Source organism: Brucella thiophenivorans, from assembly GCF_002252445.1.
Taxonomy (GTDB): Bacteria; Pseudomonadota; Alphaproteobacteria; order Rhizobiales; family Rhizobiaceae; genus Brucella; species Brucella thiophenivorans.
Genome location: NZ_NNRJ01000014.1, coordinates 116,839 through 134,511 on the forward strand (window position 1 = coordinate 116,839; position 17,673 = coordinate 134,511).

Here is a 17,673-nt window from a genome sequence, read left to right on the forward strand (position 1 = left end):
TTCATGGCAATGGGTTTCATCAAGAAAATGTTCTCCTTCGGCAAGAAGGAGGTCGAGGAAAAGCCGGTCGAACAGCCCGCTCCTGATGCCCTGGAAGCGGCTTTAGAAACACAGCTTCCTGAAACCGTCGAAGCGCCTAGCGAAACCGAAAACACCGTCGTTGAAGTGGTTATTTCCGAACCGGAAGCACCAGTCATCGCCAGTGAGCCAGAGCCTGAGCCGACTGACGAGCCTGCGGCTGAACCGGTTGAGGAAGAGAAGGCAGAACCGGAGCATCCGGTTGCCGAGATCGAAATCCCGATTGAACAGCCTCCGGTGATGGAACCAATCGCGGTTGAAGCACTTGCGCCAGAGCCTGAACCTGTTGCTGAACCCGAACAGGTTGAAGTCGCGAAAGCTGCTGAAGTTTCCGAGGCACCCGTTGTAGAGGAAATAGTCGAGCCCGCACCTCAGCCAGAGCCGGTAAAACCCAAAAAGGTCAAGGTCGCCAAGGCCGTTGAAGAACATCAGGACGAAGCGCCGATTGAGGCAGCGCCTGAACCAAAGCTTTCCTGGTTCGAGCGTTTGCGTCGCGGCCTGCTGCGTTCATCGAATTCATTGAGTGATTCCATCAGCGGCATTTTCACCAAGCGCAAGCTTGATGAAGACACGTTGCAGGATCTAGAAGACGTGCTCATTCAGGCCGATCTCGGCCTTGAAACCGCCATGCGCGTAACAGATGCACTGTCGTCTGGTCGCTACGGCAAGGATGTGACCGGCGAAGAAGTCCGCAACATCATGAGTGCGGAAATCGAGAAGGTACTTGGTCCGGTTGCCAAACCGCTTGAGCTGGATCTCTCGCACAAGCCGCATGTCATTCTGGTTGTCGGCGTCAACGGAACCGGCAAGACCACCACCATCGGCAAGCTTGCTGCAAAGCTGACCGCTGGTGGCCTAAAGGTCATGCTTGCAGCGGGCGATACATTCCGCGCCGCCGCCATTGAACAGCTTCATATCTGGGGCGAGCGCACTGGCTCGCCGGTTGTTTCGAGCAAACTTGGAGCGGACGCGGCAGGTCTTGCTTACGATGCATGGCAGCAGGCAAAAGATGCAGGCAGCGACGTCCTCATCATTGATACCGCCGGCCGTTTGCAGAACAAGGCCGAACTGATGGACGAGCTTGCAAAGATCGTTCGCGTTCTTGGCAAACACGACCCGGAAGCACCGCATACCGTTCTGCAAACACTAGATGCCACCACCGGGCAAAATGCACTCAATCAGGTTGAGATTTTCAAGAATATCGCTGGCGTCAACGGCCTTGTCATGACCAAACTTGACGGCACAGCACGCGGCGGCATTCTGGTGGCAATTTCGGCCAAACACAAACTACCGATCTATTTCATCGGCGTCGGCGAAGGTGTCGACGATCTGGAACCCTTTGCGGCCAATGATTTTGCCCGCGCTATCGCAGGAACAGCCTGATGCAACACCCGGTTTTTGAGCGCGATCCTTCACAAAAGACCGAAGCCGAACGCAAGGAAATCGCACCGCTTCTCAAGCTTGCGCTGGAACTTGGACCGCTTCTGGTATTCTTCTTCGCCAATGCGCGCGGCGAAAATCTGATCGAGCGTTTTCCAGTTCTTGCACAGATTGGCGAGCCGATCTTTCTTGCAACCGCACTATTCATGGTTGCGACCGTTATCGCACTGGGCGTCTCATGGTCGCTGACACGCACGTTGCCGATGATGCCGCTCATTTCCGGCATCGTAGTTTTAGTATTTGGCGCGCTGACCCTCTGGCTGCACAACGATACTTTCATCAAGATGAAGCCCACGATCGTCAACACGCTGTTTGGCGCAATTCTGCTTGGCGGACTTTTCTTCGGTAAATCCCTGCTCGGCTATGTGTTTGATTCTGCCTTCAAGCTAGATGCCGAAGGCTGGCGGAAGCTCACTTTCCGCTGGGGCCTGTTCTTCATCTTCCTCGCGGTGGTGAATGAAGTCGTCTGGCGCAATTTTTCGACCGATGCCTGGGTTTCCTTCAAGGTCTGGGGCATCATGCCGATCACCGTTGTCTTCACACTTTTACAAATGCCGCTTATCCAGAAGCATACATTGCCAGAAGCTAAAAAAGACTGAAACATTTTGAGGAGAAAGCCATGTTACGCTTGGACATTGAACAATTCATCTGCCGCAGCGATAATTATGGCGTTCTCATCCATGATCCTGAAAGCGATCTGACAGCGGCCATTGATGCACCCGATGCAAAAGCCATTGAAAGCGCTCTCAAACGCCGTGGCTGGACGCTCGATTTCATTTTCACAACGCATCATCACCTTGATCACGTCGAAGGCAACGAGGCGCTGAAAGCCAAATTCGGCGTCAGCATCATCGGACCAAAGGCTGAGCTAAACAAAATCCCGACACTTGACCGTACCGTTCAGGACGGCGACGAGTTCACCTTCGGACTTTTCAAGGTGAAGGTGATTTCCACGCCCGGCCATACGGCAGGCGAGATTTCCTTCTATCTGCCGGAAGCAAAGATCGTCTTCACCGGCGACACGCTTTTCGCACTCGGCTGTGGACGGCTGCTGGAAGGAACACCCGGCACGATGTTCCAGTCGCTGCAAAAGCTTGTGGCCCTTCCGGGAGACACGACAGTCTATTGCGGCCATGAATATACGCAGAGCAATGCCCGTTTTGCCCTCACCATCGATCCCGACAATTCGGCGTTAAAAGAGCGTTCAGCGGAGATTGCGCGGCTGCGCGCGGCTGATAAGATGACGCTACCCACCAGCATAGCGCTTGAAATGGCAACCAATCCGTTTCTGCGTTGGCACGATGCCCGCATTCGTGCACGGCTCGATATGCAGAATGCAACTGACGAAGCTGTTTTTGCGGAAATCCGTAAGCGCAAAGATTTATTCTAGGATTCTATCATGACAAAGATTTTCACGATGAAACGCTTCAAAAATGCAAAACGCTTCCAGACCGCAGCCCTGCTCGGCCTCTCGCTTGTTATCCTGCCGCAATCCATCAAAACAGCTTTTGCGGAAGACATTCTTGCGATTGCTACGCCTTTGCAAACACCAGCAGAAATCAACAATTTCAAGCTCAGCGAAGACCTGCTGGACCGTATGTTGAAAATCCATAACAAGCTTGAAGATATGCAGCTTTCACCAACCGCGGAAGAAGGCCTGGATGCGCGACCTTCAATGGATTCCATGGTCAAAAGCATTGAGTCGCGCCCGCAGGTCGTCGAAGTGATGAAGGCGGAAAATATTGCACCCCGCGATTATCTTCTGGCCTATTTCGCAATGATGAGCGGGCTTGCAGCAGCGGATGCCGAAGAAGAAGACCAGCTTGTCGATGAAGTGAAGCAAATCAACCCCGAGCATGTCACCTTTGCCAAGCAAAATGGTGATCGTATCCGCGAACTGATTGGCGAATAAGTTTTTAAAAAACCGGCGAAGGAAACTTCGCCGATTTTGTTTTTTTAAGAAGGCTGCCTCAACAAACGCAGCGCATTGATCGTCACCAGAACGGTTGCGCCCGTATCAGCCAGAATGGCTGGCCAGAGGCCAGTGATCCCCAGCACTGTTGTCACGAGAAACACAGCTTTCAGCCCAAGTGCGATTGCAATGTTCTGATGAATATTGCGCATGGTCCGCTTGGAGAGATCAACCATCGCGGCTACATCGCCCACACGTCCGTGCAGCACGGCTGCATCCGCCGTTTCCAGCGCCACATCGGTACCGCCACCCATGGCAATGCCAACATCAGCCGCTGCAAGTGCTGGCGCATCGTTGATACCATCGCCAACCTTGGCAACGATCTGGCCTTCATTACGCAACTCGCCAACGATACGTTGTTTGTCTTCTGGCAGTAGTTCGGCGCGCACTTCGATGCCCAGATCCTTGCCGATAGCTTCTGCCGTGCGACGATTATCGCCGGTCAGCATAACGGTCCGAATACCGGCATCCTTCAGCGTTTTTAGCCCGGCAATCGCATCGGCACGTGGCTCGTCACGCATGGCGATAGCGCCCGCGATTTTGCCATCTGCCACCAGAACCGAAACAGTCTTGCCTTCGTCGTTGCAAGCCGCAATCCGGACGGCAAGATCATCGGGAATGGCGGAAATTTCATTGGCAGCTTTGCGCGAACCCAAAAACAGCTCAATTCCGTCAGCAGTACCTGACACGCCCTTGCCGCCATGCGCTTTACCCGTCGAAACAGCGGAGATTTTCAGGCCACGCGCATCCGATGCATCAACAATCGCCAGAGCCAGCGGATGGCTGGAACCTGCATCAAGCGATGCAGAAAGACGCAGCACTTCTTCTTCTGAAAGTGCGCCAGACAGAACATCCGTTACCTGCGGCTTGCCTTCTGTCAGCGTGCCGGTTTTGTCGAAACAGGCGGTCGTAATCTTGCCTACGGTTTCAAGTACCGCACCACCTTTCAGCAACAGCCCACGCCTCGCACCGGCCGAAAGCGACGCCGCAATCGCCGCAGGCGTCGAAATAACCAGTGCACAGGGGCAACCGATCAACAGAATGGCAAGACCTTTATAGATCCATTCATCCCATGCGCCACCCGCCAAAAGCGGCGGCAGGATCGCAACGAGTGCTGCAACAATTACCACGCCCGGCGTGTAATAGGTCGAGAAGCGATTGATGAAGCGCTCGGTCGGAGCCTTGGCTTCGTGTGCTTCTTCCACCAGCCGCACAACACGCGCGATGGTGTTATCTTCAGCCGCAGCAGTCACTCTGACCCGCAGCACACCATCGCCATTGATGGTGCCTGCAAAAATGTTGTCGCCCACCGCTTTGCCAACCGGCGTGCTTTCGCCCGTCACTGGCGCTTCATCAATAGCACTTTCGCCAGCGATAATCTCACCATCTGCGGGCATACGATCGCCCGGACGAACAGCAATCACATCGCCCACTTTAAGCTCTTCCGCAGGCACTTCTTTTGTCGAGCCATTGCTTTCAAGAAAAGCAATCTTTGGCACTAGCGTGGTCAACGACTGAATACTGGCGCGCGCCTTGCCAGCTGCAACGCCTTCCAGCAATTCCCCCACCAAAAACAGGAAAACGACAGCAGCAGCTTCTTCCGTTGCACCAATGATAACCGCACCAATAGCTGCAATGGTCATCAGCATTTCGATGGAAAATGGTGTGCCGTTGATTGCAGCCGAATAAGCGCGCTTCGCAATCGGTATAAGCCCGATCAGCATGGCTGCCGTGAAGGCCCATAATGCAATCGGCGGATAAAGATGACCGATAATGTAAGCCAGCACCAGACCGCCACCACAGGCAAGCATCATCTGACCCTTGTCAGTTTGCCACCAACGCTTCGACTTTGCGCGGGCGGTTGGCTTCGATGTCGCATCAGCAGGTGATTGTACGCTGGCCTTATAACCAAGCGCTGACACTTTGGCGGTAATGTCATCAAGGCTCGCTGAGCCGTCATGATTGACGGTCATGGTGCCATTGGTGACGGAAACTGAAACATCCTGCACGCCGCCAACGCGTCGCACAGCGGTATCGATCTTCGTAGCACAGGATGCACAATCCATGCCCTCGACACGAAACCGCAGGCTATCGGCACTGGCTACGATCTGCTTTGTTTCGGTTTCATCATGCTCATGCTCATGCTCATGGTCGTGATGATGGCCGCTACAGCCAGCATGATCATGGCTATGTTCATGACCGTTGTCGTGATCGTGGTCGTGGTGTTTTGCGCGTTCGGTATGGCTCATCATCTGCCCCAGAAAATTGCCCAGAAATGGTCTGGCACGGCTTCTCTCTTGAATTCTCTGAAACAAGGTTTACATCCTCTAGTGACTAGAGGAGCAAGAGAAAAATGATCACCAATGTTCCGATTGGCGAAGCGTCAAAAGCCAGCGGCGTGAAAGTGCCAACTATCCGTTATTATGAGCAAATCGGGCTGCTGCCAGCGCCACCGCGCACCGAAAGCAATCGCCGTCTTTACGATAATAGCGATATTCAGCGCCTTTTATTCATCCGTCATGCACGGGATCTGGGCTTTGAAGTCGATGCAATCCGCACGCTTCTCGATCTTCAGGATAATCCCGACCAGTCTTGTGCAGCCGCTGATTCTATTGCCCGTATTCGCCTGATCGATGTCGAAAACCGCATTGCAAAACTGATGTCGTTGAAAACGGAGCTACTACGCATGCTCGATTGCACGGCACATGGCCGCATCGACCAGTGCCGGGTTATCGAAATCCTCGGCAATCATGAGGAATGCCTGCATCCGAAGCATTAACAATGCAAAGCTATCACTGAATTTTCTCGAACCGCGTTGCTTCGATTTTCAGCGTACCAAGTTGCGTACCGATGCGCGCCACAACGGGCGCATAAATGCCGGAGTCACCCAGAGAGGCGAATGAAATGGTGATCTTGGAGCGGTTTGCGAGATAATCTATAGCCTTTTTGCCCTTCTGATAGCCAGAAATCGGCACGAATTTTGCAGAACAGATTACCGATTCGCCCGTAAAGCCCTTCGTGGTGAAGGATTCCGTTCCGTTGAAACTCAACTTTATATCAGCGCGGGTCTGCCCATCAAAAACCTGAAGCGTACGATTGCATACGGCTTTGGGATCTTTTGTTGGAATCATCAACGCGCTCAACGGATCGCTCACATTGATCAGATCATTGGGTCCACTCTCCACCCACGGATCGCGCTTTTTAACCGGTGGCACATTTTCAGAAGTGGTCACTTTACCACCTGCAAAACGTATCATAGTGCTCTTGTTCTTTCGCCCATGCTTGTAAGCAAGATCAAAAGCCGATGGTGTTACTTTGCTTTGAGAAGAACTTCCACCGACATAAACCGTACCGTCCGTATCGTCAAAAATCCGTGCAATGCCTGAGGTTTTAAAGCGCCCATTGACGCCATAATTAGGACCCTTAACAACTGTTTCGATCGCGGATCGCGCGATGGAAAGCCCAAACATCGAAATTTCATATTCAGTTCGATAAAGATCGTCTGCCTGAGCCGCGCTTGCCCCAATAGCCACAATCGCCACACCGGCCAACATCGCAACACTGCGCTGCATGTTCCGCTTTTTAACCGGTTTCAGGAAATGCGATTGTTCGATCATGCCAGATTTTCCTTTCGCAATATCTGCCCCGACAGTTTACGCCCCATGATGCCGCAAAAACCGATTCTGTTTGCGTGGGAGATACTGTCACGTAATCTTTGAGATTCTGACTATAAATAGCGCTTAATCTACGTAAGATTCATGTTCTTCACTCTCTGTCGAACAGGAAAAACCGGCGAAGTTATGATCGTGCGGGGCATCAAAGCTTGTTAAACGCCGTAAATGCGCGGCTTTAAGCCTTCATAGCGGAATCTGTCTTGACTGTTTTCGCTCCTGTCACTATAGAAACGCGACTTTCCCAATAGGCCGCCTGTCCGAGATCGCGCGCCAGCAGCAATAAAACTGCTTTGATCGCATTGAATTCGGACATTCGAGTCGGGGCCTGAGAAACAAAAATTTGAAGGTGAGACCAAAATGTCCCGCGCTTGTGAATTGACCGGCACTTCGGTCCAGTACGGCAACAATGTAAGCCACGCGAACAACCGTACGCGTCGTCGCTTCCTGCCAAACCTCTGCAACGTTACGCTTATGTCCGAAGCACTCGGCCAGAGCTACCGTCTTCGCGTTTCCGCTTCTGCTCTGCGTTCGGTTGAGCATCGCGGTGGCCTCGACGCTTTCCTCGTCAAGTCCGACGACAAGGAATTGTCGCAGCGCGCTCGTCTTCTGAAGCGTCAGATCGCTAAGAAGCAGGCTGAAGCTGCTGCATAAGCAATTGGTTTTCAAAATTTGACAAAAAAGGCTGACTCACGTCAGCCTTTTTTACTGGTGACATCACCCAGGATAAAAAAATGTTTAATGCAAGCCCTGCTTTGTCCCGGCTTTTGCCGGCCATATTGTGCATGTGTGCGGCCGTCGCTGCCTCCAATATCCTTGTGCAATATCCATTTGAGCATTTCGGCCTTGGCGAATTACTGACCTATGGTGCTTTCACCTATCCGGTTGCATTCCTCGTCAATGACCTGACCAATCGCCGTTTTGGACCAGCAGCAGCACGAAAAGTCGTTTATACCGGTTTTGTGCTCGGTGTCGTCATGTCAATCTGGCTCGCAACACCGCGTATTGCCATTGCTTCCGGTTCGGCATTTCTGATCGCGCAGTTGATGGACATCACAGTCTTCAACCAACTGCGCCAGAAGACATGGTGGAAAGCGCCTTTTGCCGCCGCCATGTTTGGTTCGGTCGTTGATACGATCCTGTTCTTCTCCATTGCCTTTGCCGCACGCTTCGCATGGATCGACCAAATGACCGGCTTGCCCGATTCATCACTGACCGATCCCGCAGCTTTTCTTGGTCTTGGAATGCCGCTCTGGGCTTCGCTGGCTATCGGCGACTTCTTCGTGAAGGTTGTTATGGGAACCTTGATGCTGGTGCCCTATGGTGCAATTCTCGCCATTTTCGCTCCAGCGCTTTATGCGCCTGATCGGTTGAAAACAAACAAGCGTTAGCCCGATCTTCACAATCCGTTTATCTTAAGAAAAACTGATTTCATTAAAGTGATGCGCCCCCTATATACGCTCCTCCGATAAGTCGGCAGAATTAATCTGCCGACTATCTTTATTGGATTAGATTTCTATATTGTTCACAGCAAGCATTATCTGCATGGTTTTATTTACCGCGCGGATTTCATGTATATGTGGAGATATTTATATTTAGAAAAAGGTTAATTAGATGTCCGCTAATAGAGAAAAACTCCCGCTCGTCATCATCACCGGCGCAAGTTCCGGTATAGGTCTTGCAGCAGCAAAGCTGTTTGCTGATCGCGGTCACCCATTGCTGTTGCTGGCCCGCCGTCTCGACGCAATGGAAAAGCTGAAACTGCCAAACACACTTTGCAAATCCGTTGATGTAACCGATCGCAAGGCACTCCTTGCAGCCGTTGCGGAAGCCGAAGCAAAGTTTGGCCCCGTTGATGTCATCGTCAACAATGCGGGTGTTATGCTGCTGGGCGATGCAACGAAGCAAAATCCCGATGAATGGGACCGCATGCTTGAAGTCAACGTCAAAGGCTTGCTCAACGGTATTCATGCTGTCTCCGCTGGCATGGTTGCACGCAAACACGGCACCATCATCAATATCAGTTCGGTCGCCGGACCTAAGACATTTGCTAATCACGTTGCCTATACAGCCACGAAATTCGCTGTGCATGGCTTGTCAGAAAACCTGCGCGAAGAGCTTTCAGCCCATGACGTGCGGGTTGTGACGATTGCGCCGGGCGCTGTTGAAACTGAACTTCTAAGCCACACCAATGATGCAAGCATCAAGGCTGGTTATGAGGACTGGAAGAAGAGCATGGGTGCGCCTGTGCTTGCGGCAGACGATGTCGCACGCGCCATCCTCTATGCCTATGACCAGCCGCAGGGCGTCTGCATTCGTGAAATCATGTTGGCTGCAACCCGCCAGCAAGCATAAAAAGGGGCAACAAGCCCATTCCGAAAAGTGGGAATTAGTTTTCGGAATGCGCGACAGATAAACTTAAAGTACCGATCTGATTATCAGATCGGTACCTTGAACCCCTTCGACCTATCATCTTCCAGCGCGGCGACGTCCTTTGCCTGCGGCGTCTGCGCCGTGCTCTTCAAACAAAGATGCAAGCTGTTCGGTCATCGCACCGGCAAGTTCTTCCGCATCGACGATGGTCACGGCATGCTTATAATAGCGCGTGACATCGTGGCCGATACCAATAGCGATCAGTTCAACCGGCGAACGGTTTTCGATCTCTTCAATCACTGCGCGCAGGTGACGCTCCAGATAATTACCGGGATTAACCGACAGGGTAGAATCATCAACCGGCGCACCGTCTGAAATCATCATCAGAATCTTGCGCTGTTCAGGACGACCCAACAAGCGATGATGCGCCCAGATCAACGCTTCCCCGTCGATGTTTTCCTTGAGAAGCCCTTCACGCATCATCAAGCCAAGATTGCGCCGTGCACGCCGCCACGGCGCATCAGCGCTCTTATAAACGATATGGCGCAGATCATTCAGACGCCCCGGATTGGATGGCTTGCCACGACCAAGCCACGCCTCGCGTGATTGCCCGCCCTTCCATGCCTTGGTGGTGAAGCCGAGAATCTCGACCTTCACACCGCAACGCTCCAACGTACGGGCCAGAATATCGGCGCAGGTGGCGGCAACCGTAATCGGTCGACCACGCATAGAGCCAGAATTATCGATCACCAGCGTCACAACCGTATCGCGGAAATCCGTATCGCGCTCCATCTTGTAGGAAAGCGGCTGGGTGGGGTCGATCACAATACGCACCAGGCGCGCACTGTCGAGATAGCCCTCCTCCAGATCGAAATCCCACGAGCGGTTCTGCTGCGCCATCAGGCGGCGCTGCAACCGGTTGGCCAGCCTTCCGACCACACCCTGCAGATTGGAAAGCTGCTTGTCGAGAAAACCACGCAGACGATCAAGCTCAGCCTCATCACAAAGATCAGTTGCCTCGATCTCTTCATCGAATTCACGCGTGAAGACATTGTAATCGACATGGTCGGCAAAATTGGCGAAAGGCTGGTTCTGACGGCGCGTATCCCCCGGCGTTTCCGCGTCGACATCTTCGCTGTCATCCATATCATCGGCGGAAGCGTCAGTGGCTTCCATCTCGCCTTGTTCGCCTTCGTCGCTGGAATTATCGGATTCATCGCTTTCCGCTGAATCAGACCCTTCCTGACTTTCCTCGCCGCCTTCTTCGTTTTCATCCTGCTCGGGCGTCTGCTCGTTGTCTTGGTCCTGCTCGTCGCTCTGCTCTTCCTTTGAGAGCTCCTCAGCCATATCCATCGAAGCCAGCATGTCACGCACAGTTCGCGCAAAAGCCTGCTGATCTTCGAGATTATCGCCAAGACGAGCTAACTCTGCACCGGCCTTCTGCTCAATCCATTCGCGCCAAAGATCAAGCACAGGCCCTGCTTCGGCAGGCGCTTTGCGTCCAGTCAGCTTTTCACGCAGCAAAAGCGACACCGCTTCTTCAAGCGGCGCATCATCTTTGTCGGTGACAGAAGCAAAATTGGCGCGGGCATATTTATCCGCAAGCATGATTGCCAGATTTTCGGAAACACCAGCCATGGCGCGCGCGCCAATGGCTTCAACACGCGCCTGTTCAACCGCATCATAAATGGCACGTGCCTGTTTGCCTTCCGGCGCAAGGCTTGCGTGAATACGCGCATTATGACGTGCCTGACGCAGCGCCATGGAATCGCCAATACCGCGTGTAACAGCAACATCGTGCGCAGTCGGGCGCTTTGGCAGATCAGGCAGCCGGGCACGGTTGCCGGTCAATGCAGGGCGATCATTGCTGAAAGCCACTTCCAGTTCATTCTCACCGGAAATAGCGCGCATGGTAGCGGTCATCGCCCGCTTGAACGGCTCCGAATCCACTGGTCCGTTTTTGCGCTCGCGCGAATTATCGCCAATTCCTGACTTCTGGCCCGACATCTGCCTATCCTGACTTCACTGCCCTGACTTACTGTCATGACTTTATTGCGCTGCCGCCCGAAATGGGCGACAGGCATCATCCAGCCTTATGCCAAAACAATATTGGCAGCCGATTCTGGAAGTTCCTCACCAAAAGCGCGCTGATAGAACTCAGCCACCGTCTGGCGCTCAAGTTCATCGCACTTGTTGAGGAAGGTCAGGCGGAATGCAAAGCCGACATCATTGAAGATCGCGGCATTTTCAGACCATGTAATGACAGTACGCGGGCTCATTACGGTTGAAAGATCACCATTAATGAAAGCCTGGCGGGTCATGTCGGCAACGCGAACCATCTTGTTAACGATCTCACGGCCTTCTGCATTCTGATAATGCTTGGCCTTGGCGAGAATGATGTTCACTTCGTTGTCATGCGGCAGATAATTCAGCGTGGTCACGATCGACCAGCGGTCCATCTGTGCCTGATTAATCTGCTGGGTACCGTGATAAAGGCCGGTGGTGTCGCCAAGGCCAACGGTGTTGGCGGTCGCAAACAGGCGGAACGCCGGATGCGGACGGATCACACGGCTCTGATCGAGAAGCGTCAGGCGACCAGAGGTTTCCAGAACACGCTGGATCACAAACATGACGTCCGGGCGACCAGCATCATATTCGTCAAAAACCAGCGCTACATTGTGCTGATAAGCCCACGGCAGAATACCGTCCTTGAACTCGGTAACCTGCATGCCGTCCTTGACGACAATCGCATCCTTACCGACAAGATCGATACGGCTGACATGGCTATCGAGATTGATACGGACGCAAGGCCAATTCAGGCGCGCTGCAACCTGTTCGATATGGGTCGATTTGCCCGTACCGTGATAGCCGGAAACCATCACGCGACGGTTATAGGCAAAGCCCGCAAGGATCGCGAGCGTCGTGGTGCGGTCAAAGATATAATCCGGGTCTTTTTCCGGCACATAGGAATCGCCCGCCGCATAGGCTGGCACACGCATATCGGAATCAATTCCGAACACTTCGCGTACCGAAACCGTTGTATCCGGCAAATTGGCTATATCCCGCTCAACCTTATTCATCATGCCTCCAGAGCGGCAGGACTGTCCGGCCGCAACATTCAAATCGTGCGGGGCCGTTTTCCGGCGAGCCGGATGGCGCCCCTTGAGTTCAGTTGCGGGCATCCGTACTTGCATCCGCGCAAATGCGCGGCAGATGAATGTCCGTCAGTGCTCTAACACATGTCGCAAAGCGGAAGCTTGTTCCAGCTTTCGGCGACATGCAGTTATCGCCCAATACTCAGCTTAGAAAACCCAAACAGGCTTTAGCAAAAACCAGCCGTCTTGAGCAATTGATAAGCCTGAATGACATCGCGGAATCTATCTTCAGACCCACGGTCACCACCATTTGCATCAGGATGGTGTTGCTTCACAAGTTCTTTATAGCGTGACTTAATCATATCGCTAGTTGAATTTGCGTCCAGACCCAAAGTCGCAAGCGCTTTTACTTCCAGCGTACGCGGTTTGCGCTTCGCTGATTTGGCAGAAGGAGCAGCTTTGGCGTCTTTTGCATCTTTCACGAAGCTGAAAGGATCACGCATGCGGTTTTGATAAGCTGCGGAACCCGACCGGCGCGTCGCCATATCCGGCGAAGTACGTGTGGACGTTGTTTTATTGGTTGTCGTCGACCATGTCGGACGATTTCCGGTGATCGCGTCCTTCTGGAACTTGGAAATATCGCCGTCTGAAAGACCTGAGAAATAATTGAAAGTCTTATTATATTCCCGGACGTGATCGATGCAGAAATGCAGATACTCACCCTCGCGCATACGCCCAACCGGCGCACGATGCGTACCAGGCTTATCGCAACCATCCCATTGGCAGCAGGGACCACTGGACTTCTTTTCCGCTTCCTTTTTAGGACGGATGCGGATGCTGTCGAAAAATTTTGAGTTCGTTGTCATCGAATCGGATTATGCGGAATAAGAGTGACTAAACAAGAATTGACTTTTCATCCTGAATTGTTTTGGCCCATGCTCTCACATGGCTTCAGGGCGAAATTTTGATGCAGATTGCAATTCCTGTGCGGATTTGCCCCACCGGTTGCCGCCAAGGCGACGTTTATATGAAGCACAGCGTCTATATGGGGAGAACTGACCAGAATGTCCATTCACAATAGCAAACAATCTTCAATGGAAGTAAAACTACGTGCAGCTTTTGCGCCCGAACGGCTTGAAGTCATTAATGAAAGCCACCTCCATGCCGGCCATCAACCCGATTATGACGGCACCGGCGAAACGCATTTTCGCGTGCGCATTGTCTCTGATGCTTTCACCACGATGAACCGCGTGGCACGTCATCGGGCCATCAATGATCTTCTGAAAGAAGAACTCGAGAGCGGTGTTCATGCGTTGGCACTCGAACCCTCTGCTCCCGGTGAGGCCACACGCCGCTGATATGCTTATATTTGAGCCTTAAGCCACTTGCGCAAGCGTCCACGCGCATTGGCATAGGGTGAGGATGTGTTGAACTGAATCATGCGACCGAGCGTGTATTTTTCATACCAAGCAACAGCATAGAGTTCGGAATCGCTGCGCGCTTCAATCAATGCAACCAGCGCATTCTTCGCACTTTCAAACCGCGATAGAAGCGTGTCAAAAGGCAGTGTTTCGTAATCTCGGTAAAATTTAGATGCGAGTGCGCCCAGCTCGTTCCATTTGAAACCCGTTTCCGGAAAATCAACAACAAGCCCCTGATCCTTGCCCTCGCACCATTTGAGCACGAGCTCATTCCAGCCGACCAGATAAGAAACAAGATTATGCACGCTCATCATGGCGCCTTTAGCATGGCCATCCATGGTCTTTTGCGCGGTCCGCTCAGGCGGTACGCGTGCAAGATCAAGCAGCAACCGCGCATAATTCGTTTCAATTGCCTCAAGCAATTCCTGTTTGTTTGTCGGTACGGCCATCAGGCGAAAAGACGCTCTTTCAAAAACTCCAGCACGGCAGCAGGCGGCACGTCTTTGGCAATGAAGGACTGACCAATCCCGCGCGTCAGAATGAAGGTCAGTGCACCACGTGCTACTTTCTTGTCCTGCGCAATATAATCCATCAGCTTTTCAGCATCCGGCAAACCACCCGGAACATCCTTGAGTGAGATCGGCAGACCAACCGTTTTCAAATGCGCTTCAACCCGCTCTGCATCCTCAATGCCGCAAAGGTTCATCTTCACCGAAAAGCGGTGTGCAAGCGCCATACCAATGGCAACGCCCTCGCCATGCACCAGGCGGCTTGAATCATAACCCGTCGCGGTTTCTAGCGCATGACCGAATGTATGGCCAAGATTAAGCAAAGCACGATCGCCAGTTTCGCGCTCATCACGCGCCACGACGTCCGCTTTTGAGCGACAGGATTCAGCAATCGCCTCCGTGCGCGCAGCACCACCCGCAAAGACTTCGCGCCAGTTGTTTTCCAGCCAGGCGAAAAACTCAGGGCGGTCGATCAGGCCATATTTGGCCACTTCCGCATAACCAGCACGAAACTCACGTTCGCTCAAAGTATCAAGCACATCTATATCGGCCAGCACGAGCTGCGGCTGATAAAAAACGCCGACAAGGTTCTTGCCATACTGGGTATTAATGCCGGTCTTACCGCCCACAGACGAATCCACCTGTGCAAGCAGCGATGTTGGCATCTGAACGAAATTCATGCCGCGTCGCACGATTCCGGCAACAAATCCGGACAGATCGCCGATCACGCCGCCCCCGAATGCAACAACCGCATCACCACGCTCAAGCTTTGCGGCAAGCACCGCATTGGTAACGGTTTCAAGCGCTGCGAAGGATTTCGATTTTTCGCCTGGCGCAACAATGATCGGGGTTGATTCGATACCCGCCCGCGCAAAGCTCGCGCTCAGAACTTCAAGGTGCGCCTTGGCAACATTCTCGTCAGTGACGATTGCCACACGAATGCCGGGCAATCGCTTGGCAATTTCCTCACCCGCACGTGCAACCAGACCTTTGCCGATCAGAATTTCATACGAGCGGTCTCCCAACGAAACCGCAACTGTCACATTATCGGCGCTCAAAGGGGCATTCATAGTATTCTCCTAGAGCGTATCCCAAAAAGTGCGAAGCGGTTTTTGGACTAAGATACGCGTAAAAACAAACGTTTAGAGCATTTCCAGCAAAAGTGCGAAACGGTTTTGCGTAGGATAATGCATAAAAACAAACGGCCAGATCAGGCCCGATCCTTATCCAGATGCGCAATCAGAACATCAACGAGCTCTCCGGCAATCACTTCTTTTTTGTCATCACGCGTCATCACATGCAGATCGGCAAGCGCATAAACGGGATAGCGCTCTGTCATCAGCCGCTGCATCACGCCGCGCGGATCATCGTTTTTCAACAGCGGACGGTTCTGACGGCGCGAAACGCGATCCATCAAAACATCAAGCTCAGCATTGAGCCAGATGGAAATACCGTTGACTGCAACCGCCTCGCGAGTCTCGGCATTCATATAAGCGCCGCCACCGGTCGCCAGAATCATCGGGCCATCTTCAAGAAGCCGCAAAATCACCCGGCGTTCGAGATCGCGAAACTCCTCTTCGCCATAAGTCTCAAACAGTTCCGGTATGGTCATACGTGAAACGGTTTCAATTTCCGTATCCACATCGCGGAACGGCAAATTGAGCATGGTTGCGATTTTCCGACCAACCGTCGACTTGCCAGCGCCCATCAGCCCAACAAGAACAACCACCTTCGCACCAAGAAGCTGCCGGACAACATCCGCTTTCTCGTTCAGATTAGTCTGTTTTGTTGTACTGTTCATCGATCCCGTCCGTTTACCTCCGCTTCCACATGAAAAACCGCGCTGCGTCAATTGCTTTCGTGATTTGGAGCATAATTTCGGGCTGGTTTTCTCTATTGCAACTGCCCTTCTTGCTTTCGTCCGAATAGCACAGCATAAACGCAACATGCCCACGCTGACGCGCATTCTTTTCCTGCTCGCTATCATTGCCGCCATTGTCTATGGCGCGATGTTCTCTCTCGCCAATTTCGTAAAACCTTCCACGCACAAAATTACCATCGAAATCCCGGCATCAAAAATCAAACAGACCGTCATAGCGCCACCCCCGGAACCTCTGCCGCCAGAACCTCTACCTGTGCAGGAACTCAAGCCGGATGAGCAGGAGTAGATATATGCGGGCATCACTGGCCATTGAGAATTTTCTCGAAATGATGAGTGCTGAACGCGGCGCATCACACAACACGCTGGAATCGTACCGCCGCGATCTTGATGCCTGTTCCGATGCCCTTGCCTCACGCGGCATCAATCTGGCTGAGGCAAAAAGCGACGACATCCGTCAGGTGTTGGATAGCATGGCCGATAAAGGCTTTGCTGCAACATCACAGGCACGCCGCCTTTCAGCAATCCGACAATTTTTCCGCTTTCTCTATGCCGAAGGTTTCCGGCAGGACGATCCAACCGGCATCATCGACGCGCCAAAGAAGCAAAAGCCGCTGCCAAAAATCATGAGTGTTGAAAATGTCGGTCGCCTTCTGGACCGCGCAGCCCTTGAAGCAAAAGAAGCGACGGAACCAGCCGATCGTATCAAGGCATTGCGCCTGCATGCCCTGCTTGAAACGCTTTACGCAACCGGTTTGCGTGTATCGGAACTTGTCGGCCTGCCGGTCAGCGTTGCACGCACCGACCACCGATTTCTGATTGTGCGCGGCAAAGGCTCAAAAGATCGCATGGTGCCTTTGTCACAAAAAGCACGGGAAGCCTTGCAAGTGTTTCTGGCGTACCGCGATTCTCTGCCTGGCTATGACGAAAACCCGTGGCTGTTTCCGGCCTTCTCCGAAAGCGGCCATCTGGCGCGTCAGGTTTTTGGCCGTGAACTGAAAGTTCTTGCGGCCAGAGCCGGACTTTCCAGCGCTTCCATCTCCCCACATGTGCTCAGACATGCGTTTGCCAGCCATCTTTTACAAAACGGGGCAGACCTTAGAACAGTGCAGCAATTACTGGGACATTCGGACATTTCGACGACCCAAATTTACACCCATGTTCTGGAAGAAAGGCTGCATAAGCTGGTAAGTGAGCATCATCCGCTTGCCGATTAAGCCCACTGCGGTTAAGAG

20 protein-coding genes are annotated in these 17,673 nt (G+C 52.8%); 11 read left to right on the top strand and 9 right to left on the bottom strand.

From position 1 onward, the window contains the following. The first annotated feature begins 3 nt into the window (after positions 1–3). The 4 genes from ftsY to CEV31_RS04750 are packed head-to-tail and all read left to right on the top strand — an operon-like array spanning position 4 to position 3,430. Positions 4–1,461, top strand: a complete 1,458-nt coding sequence (gene ftsY, locus CEV31_RS04735; RefSeq protein ID WP_094505744.1) for a signal recognition particle-docking protein FtsY — start codon at positions 4–6, stop codon at positions 1,459–1,461. Continuing rightward, on the top strand, positions 1,461–2,117 hold the full coding sequence (locus CEV31_RS04740; RefSeq protein ID WP_094505746.1) for a septation protein A: 657 nt from the start codon (positions 1,461–1,463) through the stop codon (positions 2,115–2,117). Before ftsY ends, CEV31_RS04740 begins: the two co-directional genes overlap by 1 nt. A 20-nt stretch (positions 2,118–2,137) precedes the next feature. Beyond that, the gene (gloB, locus tag CEV31_RS04745) at positions 2,138–2,908 is read left to right on the top strand and encodes a hydroxyacylglutathione hydrolase (RefSeq protein ID WP_094505747.1); all 771 of its coding nucleotides are present in this window, start codon (positions 2,138–2,140) and stop codon (positions 2,906–2,908) included. A gap of 18 nt (positions 2,909–2,926) precedes the next feature. Further along, a complete protein-coding gene (locus tag CEV31_RS04750; RefSeq protein ID WP_374847110.1) occupies positions 2,927–3,430 on the top strand; it encodes a hypothetical protein in 504 nt (167 codons plus the stop codon). Positions 3,431–3,474: 44 nt separating this feature from the next. Here CEV31_RS04750 and CEV31_RS04755 read toward each other — a convergent pair whose 3' ends face one another. Next, on the bottom strand, positions 3,475–5,742 hold the full coding sequence (locus tag CEV31_RS04755; protein ID WP_235818034.1) for a heavy metal translocating P-type ATPase: 2,268 nt from the start codon (positions 5,740–5,742) through the stop codon (positions 3,475–3,477). Between the two features lie 104 nt (positions 5,743–5,846). Between CEV31_RS04755 and CEV31_RS04760 the strand changes: the two genes are divergently transcribed. Then, positions 5,847–6,269 carry a MerR family transcriptional regulator gene (locus tag CEV31_RS04760; RefSeq protein ID WP_210190887.1) on the top strand — a complete coding sequence of 141 codons (423 nt, stop codon included), beginning with the start codon at positions 5,847–5,849 and terminating at the stop codon, positions 6,267–6,269. A 13-nt stretch (positions 6,270–6,282) separates the two neighbouring features. On the opposite strand, the gene CEV31_RS04765 is transcribed toward CEV31_RS04760, so the two are convergent. Further along, on the bottom strand, positions 6,283–7,107 hold the full coding sequence (locus CEV31_RS04765; RefSeq protein WP_094505749.1) for a DUF3108 domain-containing protein: 825 nt from the start codon (positions 7,105–7,107) through the stop codon (positions 6,283–6,285). 232 nt (positions 7,108–7,339) lie between these two features. Beyond that, a complete protein-coding gene (locus tag CEV31_RS21045; protein WP_169717307.1) occupies positions 7,340–7,477 on the bottom strand; it encodes a hypothetical protein in 138 nt (45 codons plus the stop codon). A 44-nt stretch (positions 7,478–7,521) separates the two neighbouring features. Here CEV31_RS21045 and rpmB point away from each other — a divergent pair, with 44 nt between their 5' ends. The 3 genes from rpmB (at position 7,522) to CEV31_RS04780 (ending at position 9,516) form a co-directional block, all read left to right on the top strand. Then, positions 7,522–7,815 (top strand): 50S ribosomal protein L28, encoded by a 294-nt coding sequence (gene rpmB, locus CEV31_RS04770; protein WP_094505751.1) that lies wholly within the window; start codon positions 7,522–7,524, stop codon positions 7,813–7,815. An 80-nt stretch (positions 7,816–7,895) separates the two neighbouring features. Next, positions 7,896–8,552, top strand: a complete 657-nt coding sequence (locus CEV31_RS04775; protein ID WP_094505753.1) for a VUT family protein — start codon at positions 7,896–7,898, stop codon at positions 8,550–8,552. Between the two features lie 223 nt (positions 8,553–8,775). Further along, positions 8,776–9,516 carry an SDR family oxidoreductase gene (locus CEV31_RS04780; RefSeq protein ID WP_094505754.1) on the top strand — a complete coding sequence of 247 codons (741 nt, stop codon included), beginning with the start codon at positions 8,776–8,778 and terminating at the stop codon, positions 9,514–9,516. A gap of 114 nt (positions 9,517–9,630) precedes the next feature. On the opposite strand, the gene cobT is transcribed toward CEV31_RS04780, so the two are convergent. The 3 genes from cobT to CEV31_RS04795 form a co-directional block, all read right to left on the bottom strand. Then, a complete protein-coding gene (gene cobT / locus CEV31_RS04785) occupies positions 9,631–11,541 on the bottom strand; it encodes a cobaltochelatase subunit CobT (RefSeq protein ID WP_094505756.1) in 1,911 nt (636 codons plus the stop codon). Positions 11,542–11,627: 86 nt separating this feature from the next. After that, entirely contained in the window at positions 11,628–12,614 is a 987-nt protein-coding gene (cobS, locus tag CEV31_RS04790; protein ID WP_094505818.1) for a cobaltochelatase subunit CobS, read from the bottom strand. A 242-nt stretch (positions 12,615–12,856) separates the two neighbouring features. Continuing rightward, complete coding sequence (locus CEV31_RS04795; RefSeq protein WP_094505757.1) at positions 12,857–13,495, bottom strand: J domain-containing protein; 639 nt, start codon at positions 13,493–13,495, stop codon at positions 12,857–12,859. Between the two features lie 198 nt (positions 13,496–13,693). Here CEV31_RS04795 and CEV31_RS04800 point away from each other — a divergent pair, with 198 nt between their 5' ends. Further along, positions 13,694–13,987, top strand: coding sequence for a BolA family protein (locus CEV31_RS04800; protein ID WP_094505759.1), 294 nt, complete (start codon positions 13,694–13,696; stop codon positions 13,985–13,987). A gap of 5 nt (positions 13,988–13,992) precedes the next feature. Here the strand turns inward: CEV31_RS04800 and CEV31_RS04805 are convergent, their stop codons facing one another. From CEV31_RS04805 to CEV31_RS04815, 3 genes are all read right to left on the bottom strand, one after another. After that, positions 13,993–14,499 carry a ClbS/DfsB family four-helix bundle protein gene (locus CEV31_RS04805; RefSeq protein WP_094505761.1) on the bottom strand — a complete coding sequence of 169 codons (507 nt, stop codon included), beginning with the start codon at positions 14,497–14,499 and terminating at the stop codon, positions 13,993–13,995. Further along, a complete protein-coding gene (aroB, locus tag CEV31_RS04810) occupies positions 14,499–15,629 on the bottom strand; it encodes a 3-dehydroquinate synthase (protein ID WP_094505762.1) in 1,131 nt (376 codons plus the stop codon). Before aroB ends, CEV31_RS04805 begins: the two co-directional genes overlap by 1 nt. A 140-nt stretch (positions 15,630–15,769) precedes the next feature. Continuing rightward, complete coding sequence (locus tag CEV31_RS04815; protein ID WP_094505764.1) at positions 15,770–16,360, bottom strand: shikimate kinase; 591 nt, start codon at positions 16,358–16,360, stop codon at positions 15,770–15,772. 145 nt (positions 16,361–16,505) lie between these two features. Between CEV31_RS04815 and CEV31_RS04820 the strand changes: the two genes are divergently transcribed. Together CEV31_RS04820 and xerD are read left to right on the top strand one after the other, a co-directional pair. Beyond that, positions 16,506–16,727 carry a hypothetical protein gene (locus tag CEV31_RS04820; RefSeq protein WP_094505820.1) on the top strand — a complete coding sequence of 74 codons (222 nt, stop codon included), beginning with the start codon at positions 16,506–16,508 and terminating at the stop codon, positions 16,725–16,727. Positions 16,728–16,731: 4 nt separating this feature from the next. Continuing rightward, positions 16,732–17,655, top strand: coding sequence for a site-specific tyrosine recombinase XerD (gene xerD, locus CEV31_RS04825; RefSeq protein WP_094505766.1), 924 nt, complete (start codon positions 16,732–16,734; stop codon positions 17,653–17,655). Positions 17,656–17,673: the final 18 nt, after the last annotated feature.

Bases quoted from the DNA above. Each gene is read 5' to 3' on its own strand.
- ftsY (WP_094505744.1), top strand. From the start codon at position 4: ATGGCAATGGGTTTCATCAAGAAAATGTTCTCCTTCGGCAAGAAGGAG.
- CEV31_RS04740 (WP_094505746.1), top strand. From the start codon at position 1,461: ATGCAACACCCGGTTTTTGAGCGCGATCCTTCACAAAAGACCGAAGCC.
- gloB (WP_094505747.1), top strand. From the start codon at position 2,138: ATGTTACGCTTGGACATTGAACAATTCATCTGCCGCAGCGATAATTAT.
- CEV31_RS04755 (WP_235818034.1), bottom strand. From the start codon at position 5,742: ATGATGAGCCATACCGAACGCGCAAAACACCACGACCACGATCACGAC.
- CEV31_RS04765 (WP_094505749.1), bottom strand. From the start codon at position 7,107: ATGATCGAACAATCGCATTTCCTGAAACCGGTTAAAAAGCGGAACATG.
- CEV31_RS21045 (WP_169717307.1), bottom strand. From the start codon at position 7,477: ATGTCCGAATTCAATGCGATCAAAGCAGTTTTATTGCTGCTGGCGCGC.
- rpmB (WP_094505751.1), top strand. From the start codon at position 7,522: ATGTCCCGCGCTTGTGAATTGACCGGCACTTCGGTCCAGTACGGCAAC.
- CEV31_RS04775 (WP_094505753.1), top strand. From the start codon at position 7,896: ATGTTTAATGCAAGCCCTGCTTTGTCCCGGCTTTTGCCGGCCATATTG.
- CEV31_RS04780 (WP_094505754.1), top strand. From the start codon at position 8,776: ATGTCCGCTAATAGAGAAAAACTCCCGCTCGTCATCATCACCGGCGCA.
- cobT (WP_094505756.1), bottom strand. From the start codon at position 11,541: ATGTCGGGCCAGAAGTCAGGAATTGGCGATAATTCGCGCGAGCGCAAA.
- cobS (WP_094505818.1), bottom strand. From the start codon at position 12,614: ATGAATAAGGTTGAGCGGGATATAGCCAATTTGCCGGATACAACGGTT.
- CEV31_RS04795 (WP_094505757.1), bottom strand. From the start codon at position 13,495: ATGACAACGAACTCAAAATTTTTCGACAGCATCCGCATCCGTCCTAAA.
- CEV31_RS04800 (WP_094505759.1), top strand. From the start codon at position 13,694: ATGTCCATTCACAATAGCAAACAATCTTCAATGGAAGTAAAACTACGT.
- CEV31_RS04805 (WP_094505761.1), bottom strand. From the start codon at position 14,499: ATGGCCGTACCGACAAACAAACAGGAATTGCTTGAGGCAATTGAAACG.
- aroB (WP_094505762.1), bottom strand. From the start codon at position 15,629: ATGAATGCCCCTTTGAGCGCCGATAATGTGACAGTTGCGGTTTCGTTG.
- CEV31_RS04815 (WP_094505764.1), bottom strand. From the start codon at position 16,360: ATGAACAGTACAACAAAACAGACTAATCTGAACGAGAAAGCGGATGTT.
- CEV31_RS04820 (WP_094505820.1), top strand. From the start codon at position 16,506: ATGCCCACGCTGACGCGCATTCTTTTCCTGCTCGCTATCATTGCCGCC.
- xerD (WP_094505766.1), top strand. From the start codon at position 16,732: ATGCGGGCATCACTGGCCATTGAGAATTTTCTCGAAATGATGAGTGCT.